19 protein-coding genes and 1 pseudogene are annotated in these 22,661 nt (G+C 51.7%); 11 read left to right on the top strand and 9 right to left on the bottom strand.

The window, feature by feature from the left end; genetic code table 11:
- A pseudogene (locus AYK82_RS17910) lies at positions 1–98 on the top strand (IS6 family transposase); the annotation flags it as partial.
- 17 nt (positions 99–115) lie between these two features.
- On the opposite strand, the gene AYK82_RS01005 reads toward AYK82_RS17910, so the two are convergent.
- The 3 genes from AYK82_RS01005 to AYK82_RS18565 all read right to left on the bottom strand — a co-directional run bounded on the left by AYK82_RS01005 (position 116) and on the right by AYK82_RS18565 (position 3,806).
- Positions 116–1,591, bottom strand: a complete 1,476-nt coding sequence (locus AYK82_RS01005; RefSeq protein ID WP_068310418.1) for an NAD-dependent succinate-semialdehyde dehydrogenase — start codon at positions 1,589–1,591, stop codon at positions 116–118.
- A 173-nt stretch (positions 1,592–1,764) separates the two neighbouring features.
- On the bottom strand, positions 1,765–3,342 hold the full coding sequence (gene gshA / locus AYK82_RS01000; protein ID WP_068310416.1) for a glutamate--cysteine ligase: 1,578 nt from the start codon (positions 3,340–3,342) through the stop codon (positions 1,765–1,767).
- A gap of 5 nt (positions 3,343–3,347) precedes the next feature.
- Complete coding sequence (locus tag AYK82_RS18565; RefSeq protein WP_068310414.1) at positions 3,348–3,806, bottom strand: MarR family winged helix-turn-helix transcriptional regulator; 459 nt, start codon at positions 3,804–3,806, stop codon at positions 3,348–3,350.
- A gap of 629 nt (positions 3,807–4,435) precedes the next feature.
- On the opposite strand from AYK82_RS18565, the gene AYK82_RS00990 reads away from it, so the two are divergent.
- The 3 genes from AYK82_RS00990 (at position 4,436) to AYK82_RS00980 (ending at position 8,582) form a co-directional block, all read left to right on the top strand.
- Positions 4,436–6,004 (top strand): Re/Si-specific NAD(P)(+) transhydrogenase subunit alpha, encoded by a 1,569-nt coding sequence (locus AYK82_RS00990; protein ID WP_068310412.1) that lies wholly within the window; start codon positions 4,436–4,438, stop codon positions 6,002–6,004.
- Between the two features lie 18 nt (positions 6,005–6,022).
- Positions 6,023–7,411, top strand: a complete 1,389-nt coding sequence (gene pntB, locus AYK82_RS00985) for a Re/Si-specific NAD(P)(+) transhydrogenase subunit beta (RefSeq protein WP_068310410.1) — start codon at positions 6,023–6,025, stop codon at positions 7,409–7,411.
- A gap of 172 nt (positions 7,412–7,583) precedes the next feature.
- Positions 7,584–8,582, top strand: coding sequence for an NAD-dependent epimerase/dehydratase family protein (locus tag AYK82_RS00980; RefSeq protein WP_068310408.1), 999 nt, complete (start codon positions 7,584–7,586; stop codon positions 8,580–8,582).
- A gap of 65 nt (positions 8,583–8,647) precedes the next feature.
- On the opposite strand, the gene AYK82_RS00975 is transcribed toward AYK82_RS00980, so the two are convergent.
- The 3 genes from AYK82_RS00975 to AYK82_RS00965 form a co-directional block, all read right to left on the bottom strand.
- A complete protein-coding gene (locus AYK82_RS00975) occupies positions 8,648–9,427 on the bottom strand; it encodes an ATP-binding cassette domain-containing protein (protein ID WP_068310406.1) in 780 nt (259 codons plus the stop codon).
- Between the two features lies 1 nt (position 9,428).
- Positions 9,429–10,550 carry an ABC transporter permease gene (locus AYK82_RS00970; protein WP_068310404.1) on the bottom strand — a complete coding sequence of 374 codons (1,122 nt, stop codon included), beginning with the start codon at positions 10,548–10,550 and terminating at the stop codon, positions 9,429–9,431.
- A gap of 83 nt (positions 10,551–10,633) precedes the next feature.
- Positions 10,634–11,578, bottom strand: a complete 945-nt coding sequence (locus tag AYK82_RS00965; RefSeq protein ID WP_068310402.1) for a sugar ABC transporter substrate-binding protein — start codon at positions 11,576–11,578, stop codon at positions 10,634–10,636.
- Between the two features lie 190 nt (positions 11,579–11,768).
- On the opposite strand from AYK82_RS00965, the gene AYK82_RS00960 reads away from it, so the two are divergent.
- Entirely contained in the window at positions 11,769–12,770 is a 1,002-nt protein-coding gene (locus AYK82_RS00960; RefSeq protein ID WP_068310400.1) for a LacI family DNA-binding transcriptional regulator, read from the top strand.
- Between the two features lie 50 nt (positions 12,771–12,820).
- Here the strand turns inward: AYK82_RS00960 and AYK82_RS00955 are convergent, their stop codons facing one another.
- From AYK82_RS00955 to AYK82_RS00945, 3 genes are read right to left on the bottom strand one after another with little or no spacing between them, the layout of a single operon-like run.
- A complete protein-coding gene (locus AYK82_RS00955; RefSeq protein ID WP_068310398.1) occupies positions 12,821–13,978 on the bottom strand; it encodes a Gfo/Idh/MocA family protein in 1,158 nt (385 codons plus the stop codon).
- Positions 13,979–13,999: 21 nt separating this feature from the next.
- The gene (locus tag AYK82_RS00950; protein WP_068310396.1) at positions 14,000–14,896 is read right to left on the bottom strand and encodes a sugar phosphate isomerase/epimerase family protein; all 897 of its coding nucleotides are present in this window, start codon (positions 14,894–14,896) and stop codon (positions 14,000–14,002) included.
- A 16-nt stretch (positions 14,897–14,912) separates the two neighbouring features.
- Entirely contained in the window at positions 14,913–16,028 is a 1,116-nt protein-coding gene (locus AYK82_RS00945) for a Gfo/Idh/MocA family protein (RefSeq protein ID WP_068310435.1), read from the bottom strand.
- A gap of 190 nt (positions 16,029–16,218) precedes the next feature.
- On the opposite strand from AYK82_RS00945, the gene iolD reads away from it, so the two are divergent.
- From iolD to iolG, 6 genes are read left to right on the top strand one after another with little or no spacing between them, the layout of a single operon-like run.
- A complete protein-coding gene (iolD, locus tag AYK82_RS00940) occupies positions 16,219–18,093 on the top strand; it encodes a 3D-(3,5/4)-trihydroxycyclohexane-1,2-dione acylhydrolase (decyclizing) (protein WP_068310394.1) in 1,875 nt (624 codons plus the stop codon).
- Between the two features lies 1 nt (position 18,094).
- Positions 18,095–18,934 (top strand): phytanoyl-CoA dioxygenase family protein, encoded by an 840-nt coding sequence (locus AYK82_RS00935; RefSeq protein WP_068310392.1) that lies wholly within the window; start codon positions 18,095–18,097, stop codon positions 18,932–18,934.
- Positions 18,931–19,950 carry a 5-dehydro-2-deoxygluconokinase gene (gene iolC, locus AYK82_RS00930; protein ID WP_068310390.1) on the top strand — a complete coding sequence of 340 codons (1,020 nt, stop codon included), beginning with the start codon at positions 18,931–18,933 and terminating at the stop codon, positions 19,948–19,950. The genes AYK82_RS00935 and iolC overlap by 4 nt, the downstream gene beginning before the upstream one ends.
- A gap of 5 nt (positions 19,951–19,955) precedes the next feature.
- Positions 19,956–20,798 (top strand): 5-deoxy-glucuronate isomerase, encoded by an 843-nt coding sequence (locus tag AYK82_RS00925; protein ID WP_068310388.1) that lies wholly within the window; start codon positions 19,956–19,958, stop codon positions 20,796–20,798.
- A complete protein-coding gene (locus AYK82_RS00920) occupies positions 20,795–21,667 on the top strand; it encodes a class II fructose-bisphosphate aldolase (protein ID WP_068310386.1) in 873 nt (290 codons plus the stop codon). Before AYK82_RS00925 ends, AYK82_RS00920 begins: the two co-directional genes overlap by 4 nt.
- On the top strand, positions 21,661–22,653 hold the full coding sequence (gene iolG / locus AYK82_RS00915; protein ID WP_068310384.1) for an inositol 2-dehydrogenase: 993 nt from the start codon (positions 21,661–21,663) through the stop codon (positions 22,651–22,653). The genes AYK82_RS00920 and iolG overlap by 7 nt, the downstream gene beginning before the upstream one ends.
- Positions 22,654–22,661: the final 8 nt, after the last annotated feature.

Genomic DNA, 22,661 nt, shown 5'->3' with positions numbered 1-22,661 from the left:
GTCCTAAACGCCATCGCCTTTCAGCCGCTTCATTCCGCCATGCGCGCAATGACGCTTTTAGCTTATGGAACGACTACACAGCCGAATTGCACGCTTAAAAAAGGTGATAGCGCGTTTATGCGTCTAATTCCAAATAACCTGACAAAGCCGTGCAGATGTATTTGGTCTCTAGATAATCATCAATGCCGTACTTTGAGCCTTCCCGGCCCATACCAGACTGCTTTACGCCACCAAATGGTGCGACTTCGGTTGAAATCATACCGGTGTTAACACCCACCATTCCGTAGTCCAGCGCTTCACTTAGCCTGTAAACACGCGCCAAATCACGGCTATAAAAATATGCAGCAAGCCCATATTCCGTGTCGTTCGCCGCTGCAATCACTTCATCTTCTTGAGAAAAGCGGAATAACGGTGCTAGAGGGCCAAAAGTTTCTTCTTTTGCCACTTTCATATCCGCAGTGGCATTGCCAATCAAAGTTGGCTCAAAAAATGTCCCGCCCAAATCGCTGCGCTTCCCTCCACATAGCAAAGATGCGCCTTTACTCAGTGCATCGGCAATGTGTTCCTCTACTTTTCCAAGCGCCGCTTCGCTTATAAGCGGTCCAATTGTGGTCGCTGGGGCAAATCCATCACCGGTATTTAATTGCTTAACGGCTTTCAACATTTTCTCTGCAAAGGCATCATAAATACCCTCTTGCACGTATATGCGATTTGAGCAAACGCATGTCTGTCCAGCATTGCGAAATTTGGAAGCGATCGCTCCCTCGACAGCCTTTTCCAGATCAGCATCATCAAAAACAATAAAAGGTGCATTCCCGCCAAGCTCAAGCGACAACTTTTTAATCTGATTGGCGCTGTGGCGCATGAGGATGCGGCCAACATTTGTCGAGCCAGTGAAGCTTATCTTTCGTACACTAGGGTTTGTACACAGCTCCTCACCCACATCCTCTGCCCGTGAAGAAGGAAGCACGTTGAGAAGCCCATTGGGGAGACCGGCCCGTTCAGCCAAATGCGCCAGAGCAAGAGCGGAAAGCGGGGTTTCCATTGCAGGCTTAACAACAATTGCGCAACCCGCTGCAAGTGCCGGCGCAACTTTACGGGTAATCATAGCATTTGGAAAATTCCATGGCGTTATTGCCCCAACAACACCAACAGGCTGCTTGATAACCATGATGCGCTTATCTTCCTGATGCGCAGGGATGGTCTCGCCGTAAACGCGCTTTGCTTCCTCAGCAAACCACTCAACAAAGCTCGCTCCATACAGGATCTCGCCCTTGGCCTCGCTCAATGGCTTACCCATTTCCGCTGTGAGGATAATGGCAAGGTCATCCGCATTTTCCAAAAGCAAGCCGTACCACCGCTTTAACACAGCGGCCCTGTCCTTGGCGGTTCGCCTTTGCCATTGCTTCTGCGCTTTCTCAGCGCAGGAGATTGCCTGTCTCACATCTTCTCGCGTGCAATCTGCAACCTCAGCTATGACTTCATGCGTCGATGGATTTGTGACTGTACATGCCGCATCTGCACCGCAATAATTCCCATTGATGAAGCCTTTTGTTTGCAAAAGCTCTGGATTTTTTAGTGCAAGTGACATAATTGGCTCCAATCAAATACCTACGCTCTGGCATATGAAAGGGCACCTTATGCTATGAGCGCCCTCCCTCTCTTTTATGCGACTGAATAAATGTAGAAGCTTTAGAGTAAAAAGGCGGCAAACATACAATTGCAGCCGCCCATAACGCTCTACTTCGGCTTAATTACGCCAAGTCAGCACGGCCCTTCCGGCGCTCTTTGGTAATAGCGTTGCCCTGCAAGATATTGCTCGAACTCCAACTCTTCATCTGATTCAAGCTGAGCGTGCGCGGCAACTGATTCAGAGACGAGCGCTTGCATCTGCGTTTCAACCTCGCTTGGTAAAGTTACAGCGCGAAGATTCGCCGTTTGTGCGGCCGCCATATCCTGCATGAACGCCTGCCATGAACCGGCGATCAGCACGCGCTCCAGCACTTGTGCTGAGGGTGTTCGCTCCGGTTCCTCAACCTTCTTCATTTGCGCAAGTACAGCCCGCGAGAAATGGGCGGTTTCTGCACCATCCATTTTTTCTGCCAACGTAAGAGCCGCTTCCAGCAGCTCACCCGCAGCATTACTCAAACTTGTTTCTAGCGCTGGCATTTGCAAGTTTGGGCGCCGTCCTTCGCGAGCAACCAGACGGAGCTGATCTTGCAAGACGGCTTGCTGTTCTGCCGATATCGCCGGACTGTCGAGCAACACCATCAGTGTCAGAAAGACATTCAAGAAAGTGACCTGTTCCGCATCGATACCGACAGGTATAAGCGGGTTTACATCCAGCGATCTAAGCTCGATATACTCAACTCCATGGTTACACAGCGCGCGTATTGGCCGTTCGCCATTGCGTCCTACCCGTTTGGGCCGAACAGAACCATAAAGCTCGTTTTCCAGCTGCAGCTGATGCGTGTTTATTTGCTTATGTGCCCCATCCTCGCCAAGGCCAATTTCCTCGTAGACTTGCTCGGATGTCTCCAGCGCTGCCCGCAAGCCGAACAGATAGTCATGCATGGAATTAAAGTGGATATCCAGCTTGCCCTGCACTACAGAGGAGTAGCCTAGATCGCTCATGCGCAATGAAGTGGCGTAGGGGCCGTAGAGGGTTGCGGCACCCAGTTGCTCCAATCCTTGTGGCGCGCCTCTTGTGTAACTGGCATCAAGTGCAGGAGATGCGCCAAACAAATATAGCAGCAGCCATCCGTGTCGCTGTAAATTGCGAAGTAAAGACAGGTAACCCTCGGAGCGATACTCCTGCAGGCTCAAATCCTCCACGTTTTGCGCCCGCATGGCTTGCCAGTATTCATCCGGGAATGAGAAGTTGTAGTGAATACCGGAAATCGTTTGCATAGTTTTGCCGTAGCGATATGCAAGCCCTTGACGATATAAAGTTTTCAGCCTTGCCGCATTACAAGAGCCATAGGTGGCAATCTGTATTTCATCTTCACCGGCGAGCGCTGGCGGCATGCTGGCATTCCAAAAAATCTCACCTTCCGGGATGTTTTTTGCCGCAAAGATATGCAAATCCCGCAACTCGGTGAGGCTTGCGCTGGTATCAGTGTTCGCCCCTGTGATAAACTCCAGCTGAGCTTCTGCAAAATCCGTTGTTATCGAGCGGTGCGTCAGTGCCCTGCCAAGTTTTTCAGGGTGAAGTAAAGGCGAGATACGCCCATTTGCGGTGACACGCAGGGCTTCTTTCTCAATACCAACCCGCAGTCCTTCTACGAGTTTTTGTGCGCAAGCTTGATCGAGGGTATCAAGCAAATGGCTCTTGAGAGACATGATACCTATCCGTTTTTTGTAGGAGTATAACACGGAGCAGCGCTAAAGCTCTGCTTTTTTTCTGATAGCTTAGCCATAGGAAGTCCTTCTTCCTCGGAAGATTTTGGGCTAAAGCAGGCAAGCAATTGTGAGAGTTTTTTTGAGAATTTTGGAATCTCGTCGTCAGGCAATGATTGGAAGAAACCACGCAAGCGATCGCAATCTGCTTGGTGATGGCTCTCCAACAACGTTTGCCCTGCACTCGTTAACGCGAGACGATGAACACGCGCATCCTGTGCGCTGGCGGAGATCCGAAGCAGGCCCCGCTCCTCTAACCGGCGCACGATTCTGCAAGCTGCACTTTTGGTAAGCGCCAGTTCGCTAACAATTTGTTGCTGCGCACAATCAGGGTAGCTTGCAACGACACGCAATGCACAAAACTCTGAGAAGCTACAACAATTCCCCTGACCTTGCGTCAAAGACATGTGCCACGCTAGAGAAACAATCTGGTCGTAGACTTGTTGTGCCGGACAACAATTCAGGCCATTTTTTTCAACTGATTGGCTCAACCTGCAACTATCCTTCTAACATTATCTGCCTAGATAGTTGACGCGAGCAACTATTTCAAGTTTTTTGCGTGTGCACATACACATTTATGCAAACGCATGCCGTAGAATAAAACCACTGCCCTACGAGAAGGATGAAGTGAAGTTTTCGACCAAGCTCATAGTTCAAGCGAAACTATTGCAAATATCTCCGCAAAGCCACGTACCCTCCATGCAAGCAATATGTTTGTTACCTTTTGATGTTGAACATTTTTCAATTAACAACACAAAGTCAACTCTGGACGCTACATGCCTAGACTTGCCATATTATTCTTTAGACGTAGGCCAGTTTGGACGCCTTTTGCGATAGTTTGTGCAAGAATGCGGCCAGTTATGACTAGCTCGATATTAAAGGATTCGCGTTTTCTTACGTCATGCTGCGGCTTTGTGTCACGAGTTGTACGCTTCGTTTTTGGCACATAAGAGGCAGCTTAAGGGTGGCAACAACCATCCGTGGGACTAAAGGAACTGGCAACTAGCCTGCACTTGGCAGATGAGAGGTTCATACAATGAAGATAGGGGCACCAACAGAGGTCCTCCAAGGTGAGCGCCGTGTGGCACTTACCCCGGACAGCGCGAAACAGCTGCAAAAACTTGGTTATACGTGCTTGATTCAATCCGGTGCGGGCGCCGCTGCCAACTTTTCCGATGAAGACTATGAAAAGGCTGGCGTTGAAGTTGTCTCCGATCAGGCAGCGCTTTGGGCACAGGCCGACATCATCACCAAGGTGCGCGAACCACAAGAAAGCGAGCTTGCGCGGGCCCGCGCCGGGCAGACCCTGGTTAGCCTGTTCATGCCCGCCCAAAATGGCGAGCTCTTGCAAAAATTTGCCGACAAAAAAGTTAATGTAATTGCTCTGGACATGGTTCCGCGCATCTCTCGTGCGCAGAAAATGGACGTGCTGTCTTCCATGGCCAACATTGCAGGTTACCGCGCTGTTATTGAAGCTGGCAACAATTTTGGCCGCTTCTTCACCGGGCAGATTACAGCTGCTGGTAAAGTCCCGCCTGCCAAGGTACTGGTAATCGGCGCTGGCGTTGCCGGGCTTGCCGCGATTGGCACTGCCCAGTCCTTAGGCGCCATTGTTCGGGCCTTTGATGTGCGCCCGGAGGTTGCCGAGCAAATTGAATCCATGGGCGCCGAATTCCTTATGCTCGATTTCGAAGATCAGCAAGGCGATGGTGCGGCAACCGGGGGATATGCAGCCCCATCCAGCCCCGAATTCAGAGAGAAACAGCTGGAATGCTTCAGAGCACAAGCGCCAGACGTTGACATCGTAATCACCACTGCATTAATCCCCGGCCGCGACGCGCCGAAACTCTGGCTTGAGGACATGGTCAAGGCCATGAAGCCGGGCTCTGTCGTTGTCGATTTGGCAGCGGAACGAGGCGGCAATTGTGATCTTACGGTGAGTGGTGAGAAGATTACCACAGAAAACGGCGTTGTTGTAGTCGGCTACACAGACTTCCCAAGCCAGATGGCGACCCAATCTTCGACTTTGTTTGCCACAAATGTTCGCCACATGATGGATGATCTGACGCCAGAAAAAGATGGGCAGATCAACATCAACATGGACGACGACGTTATTCGTGGCGCCACTGCTACCAAAAACGGCGAAATCACATTCCCTCCACCTAAGCCTAAAGTGGCGGCAATCGCCGCACAAAAACCCAAAGTACCCGAGAAAACGGCGGAAGAAATTGCGGCGGATGCTGTTGCAGCGGAGCGCAAGGCAGGGCGTCAGCAGGTTGGCCTTCTTGTTTTTGGTGCCGCACTTATGGGTCTGATCGGTCTTTATGCCCCTGCAGCGTTTATGCAGCACTTTATCGTGTTCGTATTGGCTGTTTTTGTCGGGTTTCAGGTTATTTGGAATGTTTCACATTCGCTGCACACGCCGCTGATGGCTGTCACAAACGCAATTTCCGGGATTATCATCTTGGGGGCACTTTTGCAGTTGGGCAGCGGCAGCTGGATTGTGCCAGTACTTGCGGGCATCTCTGTCTTAATCGCAACAATTAACATCGTCGGCGGCTTTATGGTCACCCGGCGTATGCTGCAAATGTTCAACAAGTCGTAGAGCGGAGTAGTTGAAGTTATGTCTATCGGTCTTCAAACAGCCGCTTACATCGCGGCCACGGTTCTTTTCATTTTGTCTCTCGGAGGACTGTCTAACCAGGAAAGCGCGAAGCGCGCCGTTTGGTTCGGTATTGTGGGCATGGCGCTTGCAGTTGCTGCAACTGTCTTCGGGCCGGGCGTAGATCTTTCCAGCCCACTGGTTGTTTCTGTGATTTTGGTTACGGTAATTGCAGGTACCGTGATCGGCGCTATCGTCGCGCAACGAGTTGAAATGACCGGAATGCCACAGCTCGTCGCTGCGTTGCATTCTTTCGTTGGTCTGGCTGCCGTTTTTATCGGCATTAACTCTGATCTCACCACCCACAGCTTTGCCAGCGATGCGGAGCGCGTAATACATGAAACAGAAATTTTTCTGGGCGTCTTTATTGGCGCAATCACCTTTACCGGCTCGATAATTGCCTATGGCAAGCTTGCTGGCAAAATCGGTGGTAAGGCTTTGATTCTGCCCGGCCGCCATTTTCTGAACATCGCTATGGTCGTCGCGTCCATCGCCCTCATGATCCTGTACATGAACCACGCTGGCTCTTGGACCCTCTATCTCATGACGCTTATCGCGTTTGCGATTGGTGTTCATATGGTGATGGCCATTGGTGGTGCAGACATGCCGGTCGTGGTATCCATGCTCAACTCCTATTCTGGTTGGGCAGCCGCAGCGACTGGCTTCCTCCTCGGCAATGACCTGTTGATTGTCACCGGTGCGCTTGTCGGGTCTTCGGGCGCGATCCTGTCTTACATTATGTGTAAGGCAATGAACCGACACTTCCTTTCTGTTATTCTCGGTGGCTTTGGCAACTCCAGTGGCCCCGCGATGGAAATCGAAGGCGAGATGGTTGCAACTGATGGTGATTTTGTTGCAGAATCTCTTGATGATGCGCAAAGCATAGTCATCGTGCCTGGCTACGGCATGGCAGTGGCACAAGCGCAGCAGGCGGTATCCGAGTTGACAAAGCGACTGCGCGCAAAAGGAAAAAATGTTCGTTTCGCTATTCACCCAGTAGCCGGACGCCTGCCGGGGCATATGAATGTCCTTTTGGCAGAGGCAAAAGTACCCTACGATATCGTATTGGAGATGGATGAAATCAACGACGATTTTGCTGATACTGATGTTGTCATTATTATCGGCGCGAACGACATCGTGAACCCATCGGCCCAAGACGATCCAAACTCTCCTATTGCAGGTATGCCAGTCTTGGAAGTTTGGAAGGCTAAACAAGTCTTTATCTCCAAGCGTGGTCAGGGAACGGGTTACTCCGGGGTAGAAAACCCTCTGTTCTTTAAGGAAAACTCCCGAATGTTCTATGGTGATGCAAAGTCATCAATGGATCAGCTCCTTCAAAAAATTAACTAGTGACCAGGCCCTCAGCAAAATTTGGCTGGGGGTCTTGTTCTTTTATTGTTCCAATCAATTACTGCCAATCCCTAGGTTTTATTGGTCCCAATTCTGCTAGTTGAACGCATCTCTCCAGACACCTAACACTTAACGCAACAAAAACGTTTTGCTGGTTACAAGGTGGATCAACATGAAGAGTGCACTCGTTTGCGGAGCGGGCGGTTTTATTGGCGGCCATTTGGTGAAACGACTAAAACGAGAGGGTTACTGGGTACGTGGTGTGGATGTAAAGTTCCATGAGCACGCAGAAACTCAAGCCGATGATTTTGTTTTAGGAGATCTACGCGATCAAACGATTTGCCGAGATGTAATCGATCAGCGATTTGACGAAGTTTACCAACTTGCTGCAGATATGGGCGGCGCCGGCTATATCTTCACTGGCGAACATGATGCCGAAATTATGCATAATTCAGCCACTATCAATCTTAATATACTTGAAGCATGCCGCAAGCGAAATATTCGCAACATTTTCTACTCCTCGTCCGCATGTATGTATCCAGAACATAACCAGCTTGATCCAAGCAACCCAAACTGCGAAGAGAGCTCCGCCTATCCAGCTGCGCCTGATAGTGAATATGGCTGGGAAAAGCTATTCTCCGAGCGCCTTTACCTTTCATATAACCGTAACTATGGCATGCGCTGTAGAGTGGCCCGCTATCATAACATTTTTGGCCCAGAAGGAACTTGGCAGGGCGGAAAAGAAAAGGCCCCAGCCGCCATCTGCAGAAAGGTGGCACAGGCGAACTCTGGGGATGCTATTGAGATCTGGGGCGATGGCGAGCAAACCCGCTCATTTCTCTACATTGATGAGTGCATAGAAGGCACTGTTCGACTACTTCGGCACCCTTCTTTTGAAGGACCTGTTAACATTGGTTCTGATGAAATGGTCTCGATAAATCAACTCGTGGATATCATTGCGGATATCTCTGGCAAATCACTTGATAAGAACCATATAGACGGTCCTCTTGGTGTGCGTGGTCGTAACTCAGACAATCGCCTGATAAAGGAAAAGCTGGGCTGGGCTCCTAACCTCCCTCTACAAAATGGTTTGAAGGAAACTTACAGCTGGATTAGTGCTCAACTACAGCGGAACTCTATTGAGCAAGTGCAAAAGCTTGAGCTGGCCTAGTTTGCTACGGGCAAACCTGTATCAAGTCGTCACTACTTCAAGAGGTGACGACTTGATATTCGAGATCAAACTGTTCCGTGCAGAATGCCTTCCAGAGTAGCAAGCTCTTTTCCACCTGCCATCATGTCCTGCAGCTCTTCAGGCGTCACTTCACCTCTCGTCGCTGTACCAAAGGTTTTACCGCGATTGAGTACTGTAAAGCGATCGCCAACAGCAAGCGCATGGCGAACGTTATGGGTAATAAACACGACTGCAATACCCATCTTTCGAACCTTATCGATAGTCGCCAGTACGTTCGCGGTCTGACGCACTCCCAGTGCAGAGGTCGGCTCATCGAGAATAAGTACCTTGGCACCAAAATGGACAGCTCGTGCAATGGCCACGGTTTGACGCTCACCACCGGAAAGAGTCCCAACGGCTTGATCCGGACCACGGAGGTGGATGCCCATGCGTTCCATTTCCTCCATCGTGACTTCATTGGCATGATGATGATCAAACAGCTTAAAAGGTCCAAACTTTTTGATAGGTTCATTGCCCATAAAAAAGTTCCTGCTGACAGACATGAGCGGAATCATCGCCAAATCTTGGTATACCGTCGCGATACCAGCTTCGATAGCGTCGCGAGGGCGGGAAAAATTAAGTGGCTTACCCTCGAATAGGATTTCACCTCGCGTCGGCTTGTGCACGCCCGACATGGTCTTGATAAATGTAGATTTACCCGCACCATTGTCTCCAAGCAAGCAGTGACATTCGCCTGCATGTATATCAACGGAGACACCATTCAGTGCAATGACTGAACCGAAGTGCTTTTCGATATTCTTCATTTGGATTATCGGTTGGCTCATCCTATTTCTCCCCTGTAATCATACGGCGGATATAGGTATTTAGGATAACGGCCATTAGAAGAATTACCCCCAAGAAGACGCGGAACAGAGAGCTCTCGACGCCTGCAAAGAACAAGCCTTGTTGCACTACACCGAAGATTAACGCACCAAGTGCAGCACCGATAACTGAGCCATAGCCCCCTGTGAGTAGCGCCCCGCCAATCACCACCGAAATAATCGCTTCGAATTCTTTAAGGAGCCCCCTATCAGCACCTGCGGAGCCGAATTCCATAACCTGACAAGTGGCGAAAATGGTGGCGCAAAACGCGGTGAACATAAACATTACGATTTTCACGCGGTTTACTGGGACACCCACATAGGTCGCTGCTCTTGCGTCGCCACCAGATGCAAAGATCCAGTTGCCAAAACGGGTGCGTGTAAGAAGGATATGGCCAAAAACAATAAGTCCAATTGCCCAGATGATTAGCATGGGAACGCCCTCAACGACCGGCATGCCTTTTTTTACCCCACGCGTAAAAGTATCAATCAAGCCCATGTCTGCAAGCCATTGAAAAAAGCCCGTGAACACTTTTGCACCGAACAGCGGTGCAAGCCAATCACCTTCAGCTGCATCCTTAACGCCACCAATGATTGTTTTACGCGTGGTAGAAATGGCCGCAAAAATGGTCAACCCGCGGAGAATGTAGAGGAATGCAAGCGTAACAATGAAACTCGGCAATCCAGTCTTTATTACCAGCCAACCATTTAACCCGCCAAGCGCAATACAAAGCACAAAGGTTGCTATGATCGCGAACCACATCGGTAAGCCGAGCTGAACGGACAAGATCGCGATGGAAATGCCCGCAAAACCAATCATAGAGCCAACTGACAGATCAAATTCACCTGCAATCATCAGCAAACAGGCACCGACAGCAATGATCGCAAATTGCGCAGACACAACCGACCAGTTCATCACACCTTTTGCGGAGAACATGCCGCTGTCTGCTGCTGTCAAGAAAAAGAAAATAAAGACAAGAATAGTACCGCAAATTCCGCCTAATTCCGGACGAATTAGCGCTTTGCGAAAGCTGGAAATTTCCTTGACCCGCTCGTCAATAACAGCTGGCTGTGTTGCCTCTGTCATATTGTCCTCCCTAGGAGATAGGGCTCCCACCCCAATCATATCTTTAGTCAAAGTGGTGGCAGGAAACCTGCCACCACCAGCAATTAGCGGTATTCACCTGCGTAGCGTTCAACCAGCTCCAAACCATCCTTGGTGATAAAACCAGGTCCGGAGTTAATGTTATTGCCTGGCAAAACGCCGAAGCGGTGATAGTTCGTCAATACGACGACTGGCAAATACGCTTGGAGGAACGGTTGTTGATCGATACCCCATTGGATAACGCCAGCCTTAATACCCTTTACGATCTCATCGCCAAGATCGAAGGTTCCAAAATAGATGTCTCCGGCCATACCGTTTTCATTCAAAGCCAGAATGGTTGGATCAGCTGAAGTAGGGCCCAATGTCAAAATTGCATCAGTTTCCGGGTTTGCTTCCAAGTAAGCCTGAACTTTATTTTTGATTTCTGATGGATCCTGCCCTGAATCAATCATCTGCCCGCCAAGAGCCACGCCCAGACCATCTGCAAAACCACGGCAACGCTCTGCGACAACAGCGTTCGAGATTACATGATTGACGCAAAGGAATGAGCTCACACCATCTTTCTTCGCGCGCATCCCAGCAGCGAGGCCCGCATCATATTCCGGCTGCCCAACAAACATCAACGCGCCAACTTCGCGGGTTTGCTCCGGCGTTCCAGAGTTCATGATAATGACATCAATGCCCTGATCCACAGCCGCCTGAATTGGTCCGGAAAGAACATCGAAGTCAGCCAGTGTCGTGATAATTCCATCTGGCTGCGATGCGGCTGTTTGCTCAATGATACGAGCCATATCAGCAAGGTCACCGGTAGGTGGATTTCGATACTCGACCTCTACATTCATTTGCTTGCCCGCAAGCGCAAGACCATTCTTGATTGTATTCCACCAGCTGTCAGAGTCTGGCGCATGGCTCACCAACACATAGCGCTCAGCTTGTGCGGCACTAACAGCAACCAATGGCGCAGCAAATACGGCTGTTGCTAGCGCCAATTTTTTCATCAATGACGTCATCTCGTCCTCCCCATCGGTGACATAAATAGATTGCAGCAGACCTCCTCCTAGGTACTACTACGACTTTTAACTAAGCACGAGTCTCGCATTATTGCAACCGGTTGCAATAACAAATTTTGTTTTTTAAGATGCACTCCTATAAACAAAGCCCAATCAACCAGAACGGGCGCATGACTAGCGGGATGTATTAATGGCGATTACGCTTAAAGATGTTGCTGAAAAAGCAGGAGTTTCAAGATCTGCGGTATCTCGAACCTTCACCCCGGGCGCGTCCGTTTCCGCCAAAACTAGGCACCTTGTTGAAAAGGCAGCCAGTGAGCTTGGTTACAGTCCAAACGTTTTGGCGAGAAGTCTGACCACACGCCGAACCAGTTTGATTGGCCTAGTTTCCAATAACTTTCACAACCCGATTTTCCTGCAAGTCTTCGACTTGTTCACCAAGGGCCTGCAGGCGCGCGGATTGCGGCCATTGCTTGTAAATCTTTCTGAAGAAACAGACCCACAAAACTCGGTAAGGATGCTGCAACAATACTCGGTTGACGGAGTTGTAGTGGCCTCCTCAACACTGCCACCTGAGTTTGCCATGGCTTTTCGAGAAGCACGCATGCCAGTGGTTCATTCATTTGGGCGCTACTCAAATGCGCCTCATGTACATGTGGTTGGTATTGACAATTTAGCATGCGGGCAACTTGCAGCAGAAGAGCTGGTGGCCCGTGATTACAAGCGCATCGGTTTTTTAGGAGGCCCAGCCCAAGCGACATCAACGCAAGACCGCCTTGCGGGATTTGAGCGTGAGCTCTCCTATCGCTTTAACATAACGCCGGAAGTATCCTATTGTGTTGATTATAGTTTTGAGGCTGGACGCGCAAAGACGCTTGAGCTTCTAGCAGCTGGAGAACCCTGCGAGGCTTACTTTTGCGGTGATGATGTAATCTCGATCGGCGCTCTGAGCGCCCTACGTGACTACGGCCTTGGAGTCCCCGACGATGTTGGGATCATCGGATTGAATGATATGGAAATGGCGGGTTGGGAGAACATAAATCTGTCGACCATTCACCAGCCGGTACAAGAAATTATAAATTCTTCGGTCGACCTCATAGCCGGAATGCTTGATGATCCTGAGCGCTATCCAGAGGCCCGCCTTTTTCCGTGTAAAATGATTGAGCGCGGCACTTTGAAGCCCAGAATTTAATAGGAAAAAGGCGGCACACGGCCGCCCCTTCCCTCAGTTATATTGCCTTGTTAACGGAACATTGGCGGGCGGGCGTCAACCCAAGAGCCTGCCTGCTTGCCCGAGTGCGCCACAGCCTCAACCGCTGCCATCGAGCGCAAACCGTCTTCGGCCCGTGGATACAGGTCTGCGGCTTGATCCATTTTACGACCTTCTTTTCTTGCTCGGATCGCTTCCTCAAGGTCCTTGTAAATGTTAGCAAAGGCGAGTGGCATACCCTCAGCATGACCAATAGTTACACGGGTCGAACGATCTGCCTCAGGCGATAGGCCAGCCTCACCACGCTCGATGATTTGCAAACGCTCTCCAAGAGGCATGTAGTGGAGTTGATTTGGTTGCTCCTGCGCCCATCTCAATCCTCCTTTTTCGCCGAACACTTGCAAGGTTAGGCCGTGCTGGCGACCGATTGCGACGGACGACGTCCACAAACGACCAACTGCGCCCCCATCCATTCGGAAGTTCACCATTGCATCATCTTCCAGCTCGCGACTAGCAATGCAGGAAACACAATCAGCCGACAGCTTTTCGACCTCTTGCCCGACAACAAAGCTCGCCATATGCAGTGCATGAATACCGCAATCTGCAAACTGCGCGGAGACACCTGCCTGCTTTGGGTCATACCGCCAGCGAACACGCGGGTTATCAGCATCCGCCGCATCAGCGTGATGACCATGTGCAAACTCCGCCTTCACCAAGCGGATCTTACCAAGATCCCCGCGCGCAACCATCGCTTTCATATGCCGCACAAGCGAGTAACCGGTGTAGCCATAGTTCACGGCGCAAATCTGCCCAGTTTTCTCGGCAATTTTGACGATCTCTTCGCCCTCTTCCACGCTCATGGTCATCGGCTTTTCACAGAGTACGTGAAATCCGGCCTCGAGAAAGACCTTGGTTATTTCAAAGTGGGTGTTATTAGGTGTCGCTACGGTTACAAGGTCGATCCTATCCTCCCTCGCCCTTTCACCTGCCAGCATTTCCCGCCAATCACCGTAGGCGCGATCCTTAGCAAGTCCCAGACGCTGGCCATACTCGCGCCCGGCATCGGGGCGATGATCCAGCGCGCCAGCTGTAAACTCGAACAAACCATCTAGGCCCGAACCTAAGCGGTGCGCAGGGCCGATTTGCGACCCCTCGCCGCCACCGATCATACCCCATTTCAATTTCGTCATTTCACAATCCTCCTGAGGCGATCAGTTTGAAAAACCGATAGATTCTAAATATTTACGGTTTGAAAGTGCATCATCAACCGGATTCACATCAAGTGTCGGATCACAATCCTGCTCAACGGTGCACCACCCCTTAAACCCGTTAGCTACAAGCAGCTCACGAACTTTGGGGAAGTTCACATCTCCTTGACCCAGATTACAGAAAATGCCCTGCCCACATGCTTCATAAAAACCGGTCCGCTTAGCGATGACGTCCGCTTTTACGACTGGATCAATGTCTTTAAAGTGCATGTAGGATATCCGCCCGATGTGGCGCTCCATAAATGCTACCGGATCAAATCCGGCGTAAGAATGGTGGCCGGTATCAAAGCAAATCTTTAAGATACTCTCGTCAACTTCATCCAAAAGGCGCTCTAACTCAGGTTCAAAGTCCATAAAGCCGGCAGCATGTGCATGGATCCCGACAGTTAGGCCATAATCTTCCGTACCCAGCTTGGCGATGGTCGCGAGGCGATCGCGATATGCCGCCCACTCGGCCTTATCCATCTGCTCGGCTTCGGCAGCGCGACCTGCTGTCGGCGCACGACGAGGGGAAATGGAGTCAATTAAAACAAGATGCTGTGCACCATGGGCTTTCAACGCTTTACAGGTTCGTACGGCCCCATCCATGACGTCATCCCACTGCGCTGCATCGTGGAAAGCACGAAAAACAACACCACCGATTAGCTCAAGGTCGTGCTTTGCAAGCGCATCCGCCAACTGCGCCGGGTCTTCCGGCATGAAACCGACCGGGCCCAGCTCAATGCCTTTGTACCCTGCGGCCGCACATTGCTGAAGAACGGTTTCCCAAGCTGGATTACGTGGATCATTTGCAAACTCGACACCCCAAGAGCAGGGGGCATTGCCAATTCTGATGGACATTTTATTCCTCGTTCACTCATTCTGGAAAAACTGGTTGCCAGCGACCACTGGCATGAGATTGCTCAGCGGCAGCCAGCACTTGGGAGACCTCCAAACCATCGGCAAATGTTGGCCAGAGACTGATTCCACTATGAATTGCTTGTAAAAAGTCGCGCGCTTCTATGATGATCTGATCTTGATAGCCGGTGCCATGCCCAGGCCCTTGGCAAAATGCCCCATAATCCGGATGCGCTGGCCCTGTCAGGATTTTACGAAAACCGCGCTCGACTTCTGGCCCTTCTGCTTTATACAGCCACAGGGCGTTTTGATCCTCTTGATCAAACCGTATCGCCCCTTTGGTTCCTGTTATCTCATAGGCATAGCCCATCTTACGGCCTGTCGCGACGCGGCTGAAAAACAGGTGCCCATCGGCCCCATTGGTAAACCGGCACATAAACTGCAGCTGATCGTCGTTGCTTACTTCTTGCTCACCACCATCAAGCGGTCTGCTTTTGTGCACCGTGCTACGACGCGCACAAACTTCGGCGATTGGCCCCATGAGCGCTAAAGCGGCATTGACCATATGGGGTGCCAAATCACCCATGACACCGTTTGCAAGCCCCTGCGTGCGCCAGCTGGCAGGGATTGCCGGATCCGCTAGGAAGTCTTCTGTATGCTCACCGCGAAACCAATAGATTTCGCCCAAGGCGCCGCTTTCAATAAGCTTACGCGCGTATTGGCTTGCAGGCGTGCGAATGTAATTAAACCCAACCATATTGACCGCTCCCGTGCGCTTTGCACAGGCAACCAACGCTTCTGCATCTGCCAAAGAAGCCCCCAACGGCTTCTCGCAGAACACCGGCTTCCCTAGGGAAAGGGCGGCCTCAGCGATCTCGCGATGCGTTTTTTGTGGCGATGCAATGATGATAGCCTCGACCTTTGGATCATTTACAAGCACGCGCCAGTCAGTTGTCATGGTGTTGAAGCCATAAGCTTTTTTGTAGTTACTTGCGCTTTGCACAGTTGTAGCACAGACGCGCTCAAGCACAGGACGCAAGGGGCAATCAAACACCGAAGCAACCGCACGCATTGCAACAGCATGCGCTTTGCCCATATAGCCCCCACCAACGATTCCTATCCCTAATTTTTGCAAATTTTGGCCTCCCAACCATTTCTATTTGCAACCGGTTGCAAATTATGTATCCTCTGAATCAACGAGGCGTCAATAGCTAATCGACGTCTTCACGGTTTTTCAGATGAGCAGACTTCAGGGATAGCTGCTCAACGCATTCGAGGACCCCTTGCTGGTAAGGGGCAACGGTTTACCGTTGTGGGAGGAAGACATGTCCGCAAACGATAAAACTGTCGAGCTAACAACAGCTCAGGCAATAGTCAGATATTTGGCCAATCAGTTTATTGAGATTGATGGCGAGGAAGTGCGCCTCTGCGGCGGTGGTTTTGGCATCTTCGGGCATGGCAATGTCACCTGTCTTGGTGAAGCGCTCTACGAATACAAGCAGGAGCTGCCACTCTACCGGGGTCAAAACGAGCAGAGCATGGGCTTTGCCGCGGCCGCCTACGCCAAGCAGAAGCTGCGCCAGCGCTTTATGTTCTGTACAGCAAGCGCAGGACCCGGCACTTCAAACCTTGTTACCTCGGCGGCACTTGCACATGCAAATCGCCTGCCCATGCTGCTTCTATGCGGTGACACCTTTCTCACACGCTTGCCGGACCCGGTCTTGCAGCAGATGGAAAATTTCAACGACCCCACGTTCGGTGTAAATGATGCCTTCAAGCCAGTGGTGCGCTACTGGGATCGTATCAGCCACCCGGCACAGATTATTCAGTCCTTGCCTGCCGCTTTGGCAACCATGCTGGACCCTGCGGATTGTGGCCCTGCGTTTCTTGGCTTGCCGCAGGATGTACAAGGCTGGACCTATGCCTATCCGGAGAGTTTCTTTAAACAAAAAGTCCATCGCATTCGCCGCCAAGCCGCGGATACTTGCGAGATTGCACAGGCCGCAGCCTTGCTGAAAACGGCAGAGCGGCCAATGCTGATTGCAGGTGGCGGGGTTCAGTATTCCCAAGCCGTGGACGAACTCACCGCTTTTGCAGAAGCGCACCAGATCCCCATTGTGGAAACCATCGCTGGCCGTGCAAACCTCACAGCAGAGCATGCGCTCAATATCGGTCCGATAGGTGTTACCGGCTCAGACAGTGCAAATGCGATCGCGAAGCAGGCGGATGTGATTGTCGCTGTTGGCACCCGCCTGCAGGATTTTACAACTGGCTCTTGGGCGGCGTTTGCGATGGACGCGCAGTTTATCTCGATCAATGCAGCAAGGCATGACGCGGGCAAGCATATGGCCTTGCCAATTGTTGGAGATGCAAAACTTGCACTTGGTGCCCTAGGCGACGCCATTAACGACTATTCAGCACCGGCGGACTGGACAAACCTAGCGAAAGCTGAGCGAGTCAAATGGGATGCCTACGTTGCCGACAATGTAAGCACCGATAAGAACCGTCCCAATTCATACGCGCAGGCCATCGGCGTTGTAAATGCGCTTTGTGATAAGCGCGACCGCGTGGTCACTGCGGCTGGAGGGCTGCCCGCTGAAGTCACGGCCAATTGGCGCACACTTGATGTTGGCACCGTTGATGTTGAATTCGGCTTCTCTTGCATGGGCTATGAAATTGCTGGCGGCTGGGGAGCAAAAATCGCCCAAAGCGAGCGAGAGCCAGACGCGGACACCATCGTTTTCGTTGGCGATGGTTCGTATCTACTAATGAATTCCGATATCTACTCTTCTGTCTTGAGCCAAAAGAAACTCATCATACTTGTGCTCGATAACGGCGGGTTCGCTGTTATCAACAAACTCCAAAACAATACCGGCAACGAGAGCTTTAACAATCTGATTGCCGATTGCCCCACCGTACCACAACCATTTGCGGTCGACTTTGAAGCACACGCCCGCGCAATGGGCGCGATTGCAGAAACAGTCGCCACTCCACAAGAGCTGGGTGAAGCCTTTAAACGCGCCAAGCAAAGTGACCGTACGCATATCATCTGCATGCAGGTCGATCCTTACAACGGCTGGACCACTGAAGGCCACACTTGGTGGGAAGTGGGCACACCACACATCAGCAAAAGCGACAAGGTGCACAAGGCCCACGTAGAGATAGAATCCATCCGCCCTCAACAACGCAAAGGGGTATAACATGCGTCGTTTTACAGCTGAAACTGCAACTCCCGAAGCTATTGTTGAAGAGCTTCTGCATGGCGGCGGCGCCGTGGGAATTTCGGGCCTGTTTTCCAAAGAAGAAATCGCTGAGGCGCGTGCAATCGTAATGGCGCATTCGGAAGGAGATGGCGACAAAGTCACTCATTTCCAAGGGCAGGCGGCCGAAGATGGGGCATTGAACCTACAACGCCGCGTATGGAATCTGCTTGCCAAAGGCGAAATATTTTCGCGCATGGCCGCACATCCGGTTTTGATGAACATCCTGCGCTCATTTTTGGGCACAGAGTTTATCATGGGCTCTATCGCTGCAAACCGCATCCTGCCGGGCGGCCCCGGTCAGGAGCCTCATGTGGATTACCCTTACTGGGATTTTCACCGGCCAGAAAGTCATCCAGTTGGCCTGAATGGCTCGTTCCCAATGAACGCGCAGGTCTCGATTCTGCTTGATCCCTTCACCGAGGCCAGTGGCGCTACCGGCTATGTGCCCGGGAGCCAAAAGGAGCTGCGCTACCCAACAGCTACGGACAACTTCTTTGAACGGTGTGAACGCATGACCGGTGAACCGGGCGATGTTGCCTTGTTTTACGGGGTAACGTGGCACTGCGCGATGCCAAATAAAGCCAACCATGATCGCAGCGCCATTCTCATCCAGTACTTGCCAAAGTGGGTAAAGCCCATGGAAGACATGCCGGCAGCATTGCCGAGCGAATTTATAGAAGCTGCCAGCCCAGATATGCGCCAGCTTCTTGGCCTGAACTACCCTTATCCAGAAGTCCTGGATGCTGCAAAGGCCGGAAATACCGAGGGGCGCAAATGACCTCCCTTGCTAGGCTGAGTGAAAACAACTTCCTCATCATTGGCCGCGCGGGTATGGATATCTATCCTGATCCACCGGGAACAAAAACCGAAGAGGCAACGCAGTTTTTCAGCTGTCTTGGCGGGTCTTCAGCAAATATAGCGGTCGCACTCACCAAACATGGGGGCAAAACTGCACTCGTTACACGCGTTGCCGACGATGCCATTGGTCGCTTCTCCATCAACGAGCTGCGCAAATATGGCATTGATCACACGCACGTAACAACAATCGGCGGCGAATATCGCAACACATTTGCCGTAGTTGAAACACGGGTGGAAGATCACCAATCGGTAATCTACCGCAACGGTGCTGCCGATTTCCAAATGAGCCTTGAGGATATCGATGCGGTAGATTTCAGCGCTTACGCTGCCTTGATCACCACAGGAACAGTGCTGGCGGCAGAGCCTTCTCGTAGTGCCTGTTTCCGCGCATTTGAGCTGGCCAAAGCCTCTGGAATGCCGCTGATCTTTGACGTGGATTACCGCCCGTACAGCTGGCCCTCTGCTCAGATTGCTGCACAAACCTACTCGCGAGCGGCGGCGCTCTGCGACATTATCATAGGCAATGATGTCGAGTTCGGTTTCATGGCCGGAGATTACAGTAAAGGGCTGAGCAAGGCGCGGGAACTGGCAAGAAATGGCGCGGCAATTGTTGTCTATAAGATGGGCGAGCATGGCGCGATAACATTTGCGAATGGCGAGGAAATCAAAACCGGTATTTACCCGGTAACCGCACTTAAGCCCACCGGCGCCGGCGACAGCTTTATGGGGGGCTTTATTGCCGCGCTTGCCGCTGGACTGCCAGTGCAAGAGGCAGTGTTACGAGGCTCGGCCTGCGCATCAATCGTCGTTGGGCGGGTCGGCTGCGCACCTGCAATGCCCACAACCGCAGAACTGGATGAGTTTTTAGCAACCCATCCCGGCCCCAGCGCTCCAATCGCCGCAAACCAATTAGAAGACATGCTTTCGCAAGGATAAACAGTATGCATATCGCACCCTATGACAACCAAAACAAGCCGATCGTGGACGCTGATAATGCTTGCGTGCCGCTGAACTATTTCAACATCGTTAAACTGAAAAAGGGCGAGGCGTTCCATTATCAGGTCCCGGGCTACGAAACCTGCATTGTGCCAGCAACCGGCTCAGTTGATATTGAAGTGGAAGGCATACACTATTCTTCTGTCGGCAACCGCGGAGTTGACGTTTGGGATGGTGAGCCGGAGGGCGTCTACATTCCCGTTGGCGCGAAAGTAACCATTAGCTGCGTATCGGACGAAACCGAAACCTTCATCGCAGGCGCGAGCTACGACAAGGTACTGGAGCCATTCGATGTCCGTGCTGATGAACTCGATCTGGTTCAATATGGCTCTGATGACACCAAGACCCATCGCAAAATCAAACACATACTTGGCCAAAAGCAGCATGGCAAAGTTGGCCGACTGCTTGTGAGTGAGCTGTTTACTGTTGGGCAAGGTGGTTGGTCTGGTTTCCCGAGTCACAAGCATGATACGGATCGTTTGCCCGACGAAACCCGCCACGACGAGACCTACAACTTCCGTTTTCGCCCGAACTGGGGCTCTGGCGTGCAAATGCTGCAGCGGGTCGATAACGAACCGGGCGACGCCTACCATATTGTCGATGGTTCCACGATTTGCCTCGATAAAGGCTATCATCCTTGCGCTGTGTTGCCGGGCTACGAGATGTATTACTTCACTATTTTGGGCGGGCTCAGCCAACGCTCTTTGAAGCAATATTTCCAGCCGACCCACGCCTATCAGGTAGAAACCATTCCCGGCATCAAAGACATGGTGGCCAAGTTCAAATGACGCTGGCGACACTAAAAGACGTCTTGGACCCAGCACTTGCTGGCGGCTATGCTGTCGGTGGGCTGGTGTGCCTTGGCTGGGAAGATATGCGTGCATTTGCGATGGCTGCTGAGGCCGAAGGTGCGCCGGTTATATTACAGGCGGGGCCCAGTTGCCGCGCCCACACGCCTCTGCCAGTGCTCGGCGCTATGATGCGCAACTTGGCGGAAAGCGTCAGTGTGCCTGTGGTGGTGCATTTAGACCACGGCTACACCTATGAGGACTGCCGCATCGCCATCGAGAGTGGGTTTACCTCGGTCATGTTCGATGGTTCTCGAAAGTCTCTTGCCCAAAACATCGAGGAAACCGCAGCAATCGCCGAAATGGCACACCTTGCTGGTGTGTCATGCGAGGGCGAAATTGGCTTTGTCGGGTATTCTGGCGGCGAAGGCTCCAACGGTACAGACCCGAATGAGGCTGCTGAATTTGCTCACAAAAGCGGAATAGACGCCATGGCGATTTCCGTTGGTAATGTTCATTTGCAGCAGGATAAGGAGGGCGGACTGGATGAGCCGCGCATCCGCGCGATCGAAGCGCTTACCAGCGTTCCGCTGGTAATTCACGGTGGCTCCGGCGTACCCGTCGCACAGCGCAGCGAACTGGCAAAAACCTCAAACATTTGCAAATTCAATATCGGTACCGAATTGCGGATGGCGTTTGGCTCTGCACTGCGAGAGGCTGTCTTGAAGGATGCGGAGCGATTTGACCGTGTTTCGATTTTGAAAGAAACACATGATCCGGTTTTCGAAGCGGCGCGCAAAGTGCTGCGGGCGTTTGGTGCACCTGATTTGCGGAAGACCTGTAGGAAGCAGGAGGCAAGTTCATGCTAAGATTGGCAATTCTGGGCTGCGGGCGAATTGGCCAAGTGCATGCCCGCACAATTAAGTCTCTGAGCAATGCAAAGGCGGTCGCCGTTGCAGATGCTTTCCCTGAAACTGCGGAAAAACTGGCTGGTGAACTGGGTGCGCAGGTGCGCAGCATTTCACAAATCATGGCGAGTGATGATGTAGATGCAGTGATCATTGGTACGCCAACAGACACCCATTTTGACTTGATCAAGCAGGCCGCAAACGCCGGTAAAGCTATTTTCTGCGAAAAGCCGGTAGACATGTCTGCAAAGCGCATCGAAGAGCTTGTTGCGCTTGTTGAAGCCGCGGAACTGCCTTTTTTGACTGCGTTTAACCGCCGCTTTGATCCGAACTTTGCAGCGGTGGAGAAGCAAATACGCTTAGGCGCTATTGGGCATGTGGAACTGGTCCAAATCACCTCACGGGATCCCTCACCGCCGCCGGTGAGCTATATTAAAAGCTCCGGAGGCCTATTCCGAGATATGACAGTCCATGACTTCGACATGGCGCGTTTTCTGCTCGCAGAAGAGCCCGTGGAAGTCTTCGCAGCAGGGTCTGCCTTGGTTGATCCAGAAATCGGCGTTGCTGGCGACATCGACACCGCAGTGATCACCCTAAAAACTGCAAGTGGTAAAATCTGCCAGATCTCTAACTCACGGCGCGCCACATATGGCTACGATCAACGCATTGAGGTGCATGGGTCGAAGGGCGCGATAAAGGCAGAAAATCAGCTGGAAAACACTGTAGAGCTGGCAACCTCGGCAGGCTATGGGCGCGCCCCTGCGCAGCACTTCTTTCTAGAACGCTATGAGGCTGCCTATCGCAACGAGTTGGTTCACTTTGTCACAGCCGTTTTGGAAGGCACCCCTCCCTCACCTTCAATCTATGATGGTTTGCAGGCGCAGCGCCTCGCCGATGCTGCTGCAAAATCCTTGGAAACCGGCTTGCCACAGTGCGTAAGCGAGTAAAAAACTGC

Origin of the sequence: Polycladidibacter hongkongensis (assembly GCF_001561995.1) — a bacterium.
GTDB classification, from domain to species: Bacteria; Pseudomonadota; Alphaproteobacteria; order Rhizobiales; family Stappiaceae; genus Pseudovibrio; species Pseudovibrio hongkongensis.
Note: the sequence above shows the minus strand (reverse complement) of the source record. Positions and strands in the feature narration are given on the sequence as shown.

Bases quoted from the DNA above. Each gene is read 5' to 3' on its own strand.
- AYK82_RS00990 (WP_068310412.1), top strand. From the start codon at position 4,436: ATGAAGATAGGGGCACCAACAGAGGTCCTCCAAGGTGAGCGCCGTGTG.
- iolD (WP_068310394.1), top strand. From the start codon at position 16,219: ATGTCCGCAAACGATAAAACTGTCGAGCTAACAACAGCTCAGGCAATA.
- gshA (WP_068310416.1), bottom strand. From the start codon at position 3,342: ATGTCTCTCAAGAGCCATTTGCTTGATACCCTCGATCAAGCTTGCGCA.
- AYK82_RS00965 (WP_068310402.1), bottom strand. From the start codon at position 11,578: ATGACGTCATTGATGAAAAAATTGGCGCTAGCAACAGCCGTATTTGCT.
- iolG (WP_068310384.1), top strand. From the start codon at position 21,661: ATGCTAAGATTGGCAATTCTGGGCTGCGGGCGAATTGGCCAAGTGCAT.
- AYK82_RS00925 (WP_068310388.1), top strand. From the start codon at position 19,956: ATGCATATCGCACCCTATGACAACCAAAACAAGCCGATCGTGGACGCT.
- AYK82_RS00975 (WP_068310406.1), bottom strand. From the start codon at position 9,427: ATGAGCCAACCGATAATCCAAATGAAGAATATCGAAAAGCACTTCGGT.
- AYK82_RS00935 (WP_068310392.1), top strand. From the start codon at position 18,095: ATGCGTCGTTTTACAGCTGAAACTGCAACTCCCGAAGCTATTGTTGAA.
- AYK82_RS00955 (WP_068310398.1), bottom strand. From the start codon at position 13,978: ATGACGAAATTGAAATGGGGTATGATCGGTGGCGGCGAGGGGTCGCAA.
- pntB (WP_068310410.1), top strand. From the start codon at position 6,023: ATGTCTATCGGTCTTCAAACAGCCGCTTACATCGCGGCCACGGTTCTT.
- iolC (WP_068310390.1), top strand. From the start codon at position 18,931: ATGACCTCCCTTGCTAGGCTGAGTGAAAACAACTTCCTCATCATTGGC.
- AYK82_RS00920 (WP_068310386.1), top strand. From the start codon at position 20,795: ATGACGCTGGCGACACTAAAAGACGTCTTGGACCCAGCACTTGCTGGC.
- AYK82_RS00980 (WP_068310408.1), top strand. From the start codon at position 7,584: ATGAAGAGTGCACTCGTTTGCGGAGCGGGCGGTTTTATTGGCGGCCAT.
- AYK82_RS00950 (WP_068310396.1), bottom strand. From the start codon at position 14,896: ATGTCCATCAGAATTGGCAATGCCCCCTGCTCTTGGGGTGTCGAGTTT.
- AYK82_RS18565 (WP_068310414.1), bottom strand. From the start codon at position 3,806: ATGTCTTTGACGCAAGGTCAGGGGAATTGTTGTAGCTTCTCAGAGTTT.
- AYK82_RS01005 (WP_068310418.1), bottom strand. From the start codon at position 1,591: ATGTCACTTGCACTAAAAAATCCAGAGCTTTTGCAAACAAAAGGCTTC.
- AYK82_RS00970 (WP_068310404.1), bottom strand. From the start codon at position 10,550: ATGACAGAGGCAACACAGCCAGCTGTTATTGACGAGCGGGTCAAGGAA.
- AYK82_RS00960 (WP_068310400.1), top strand. From the start codon at position 11,769: ATGGCGATTACGCTTAAAGATGTTGCTGAAAAAGCAGGAGTTTCAAGA.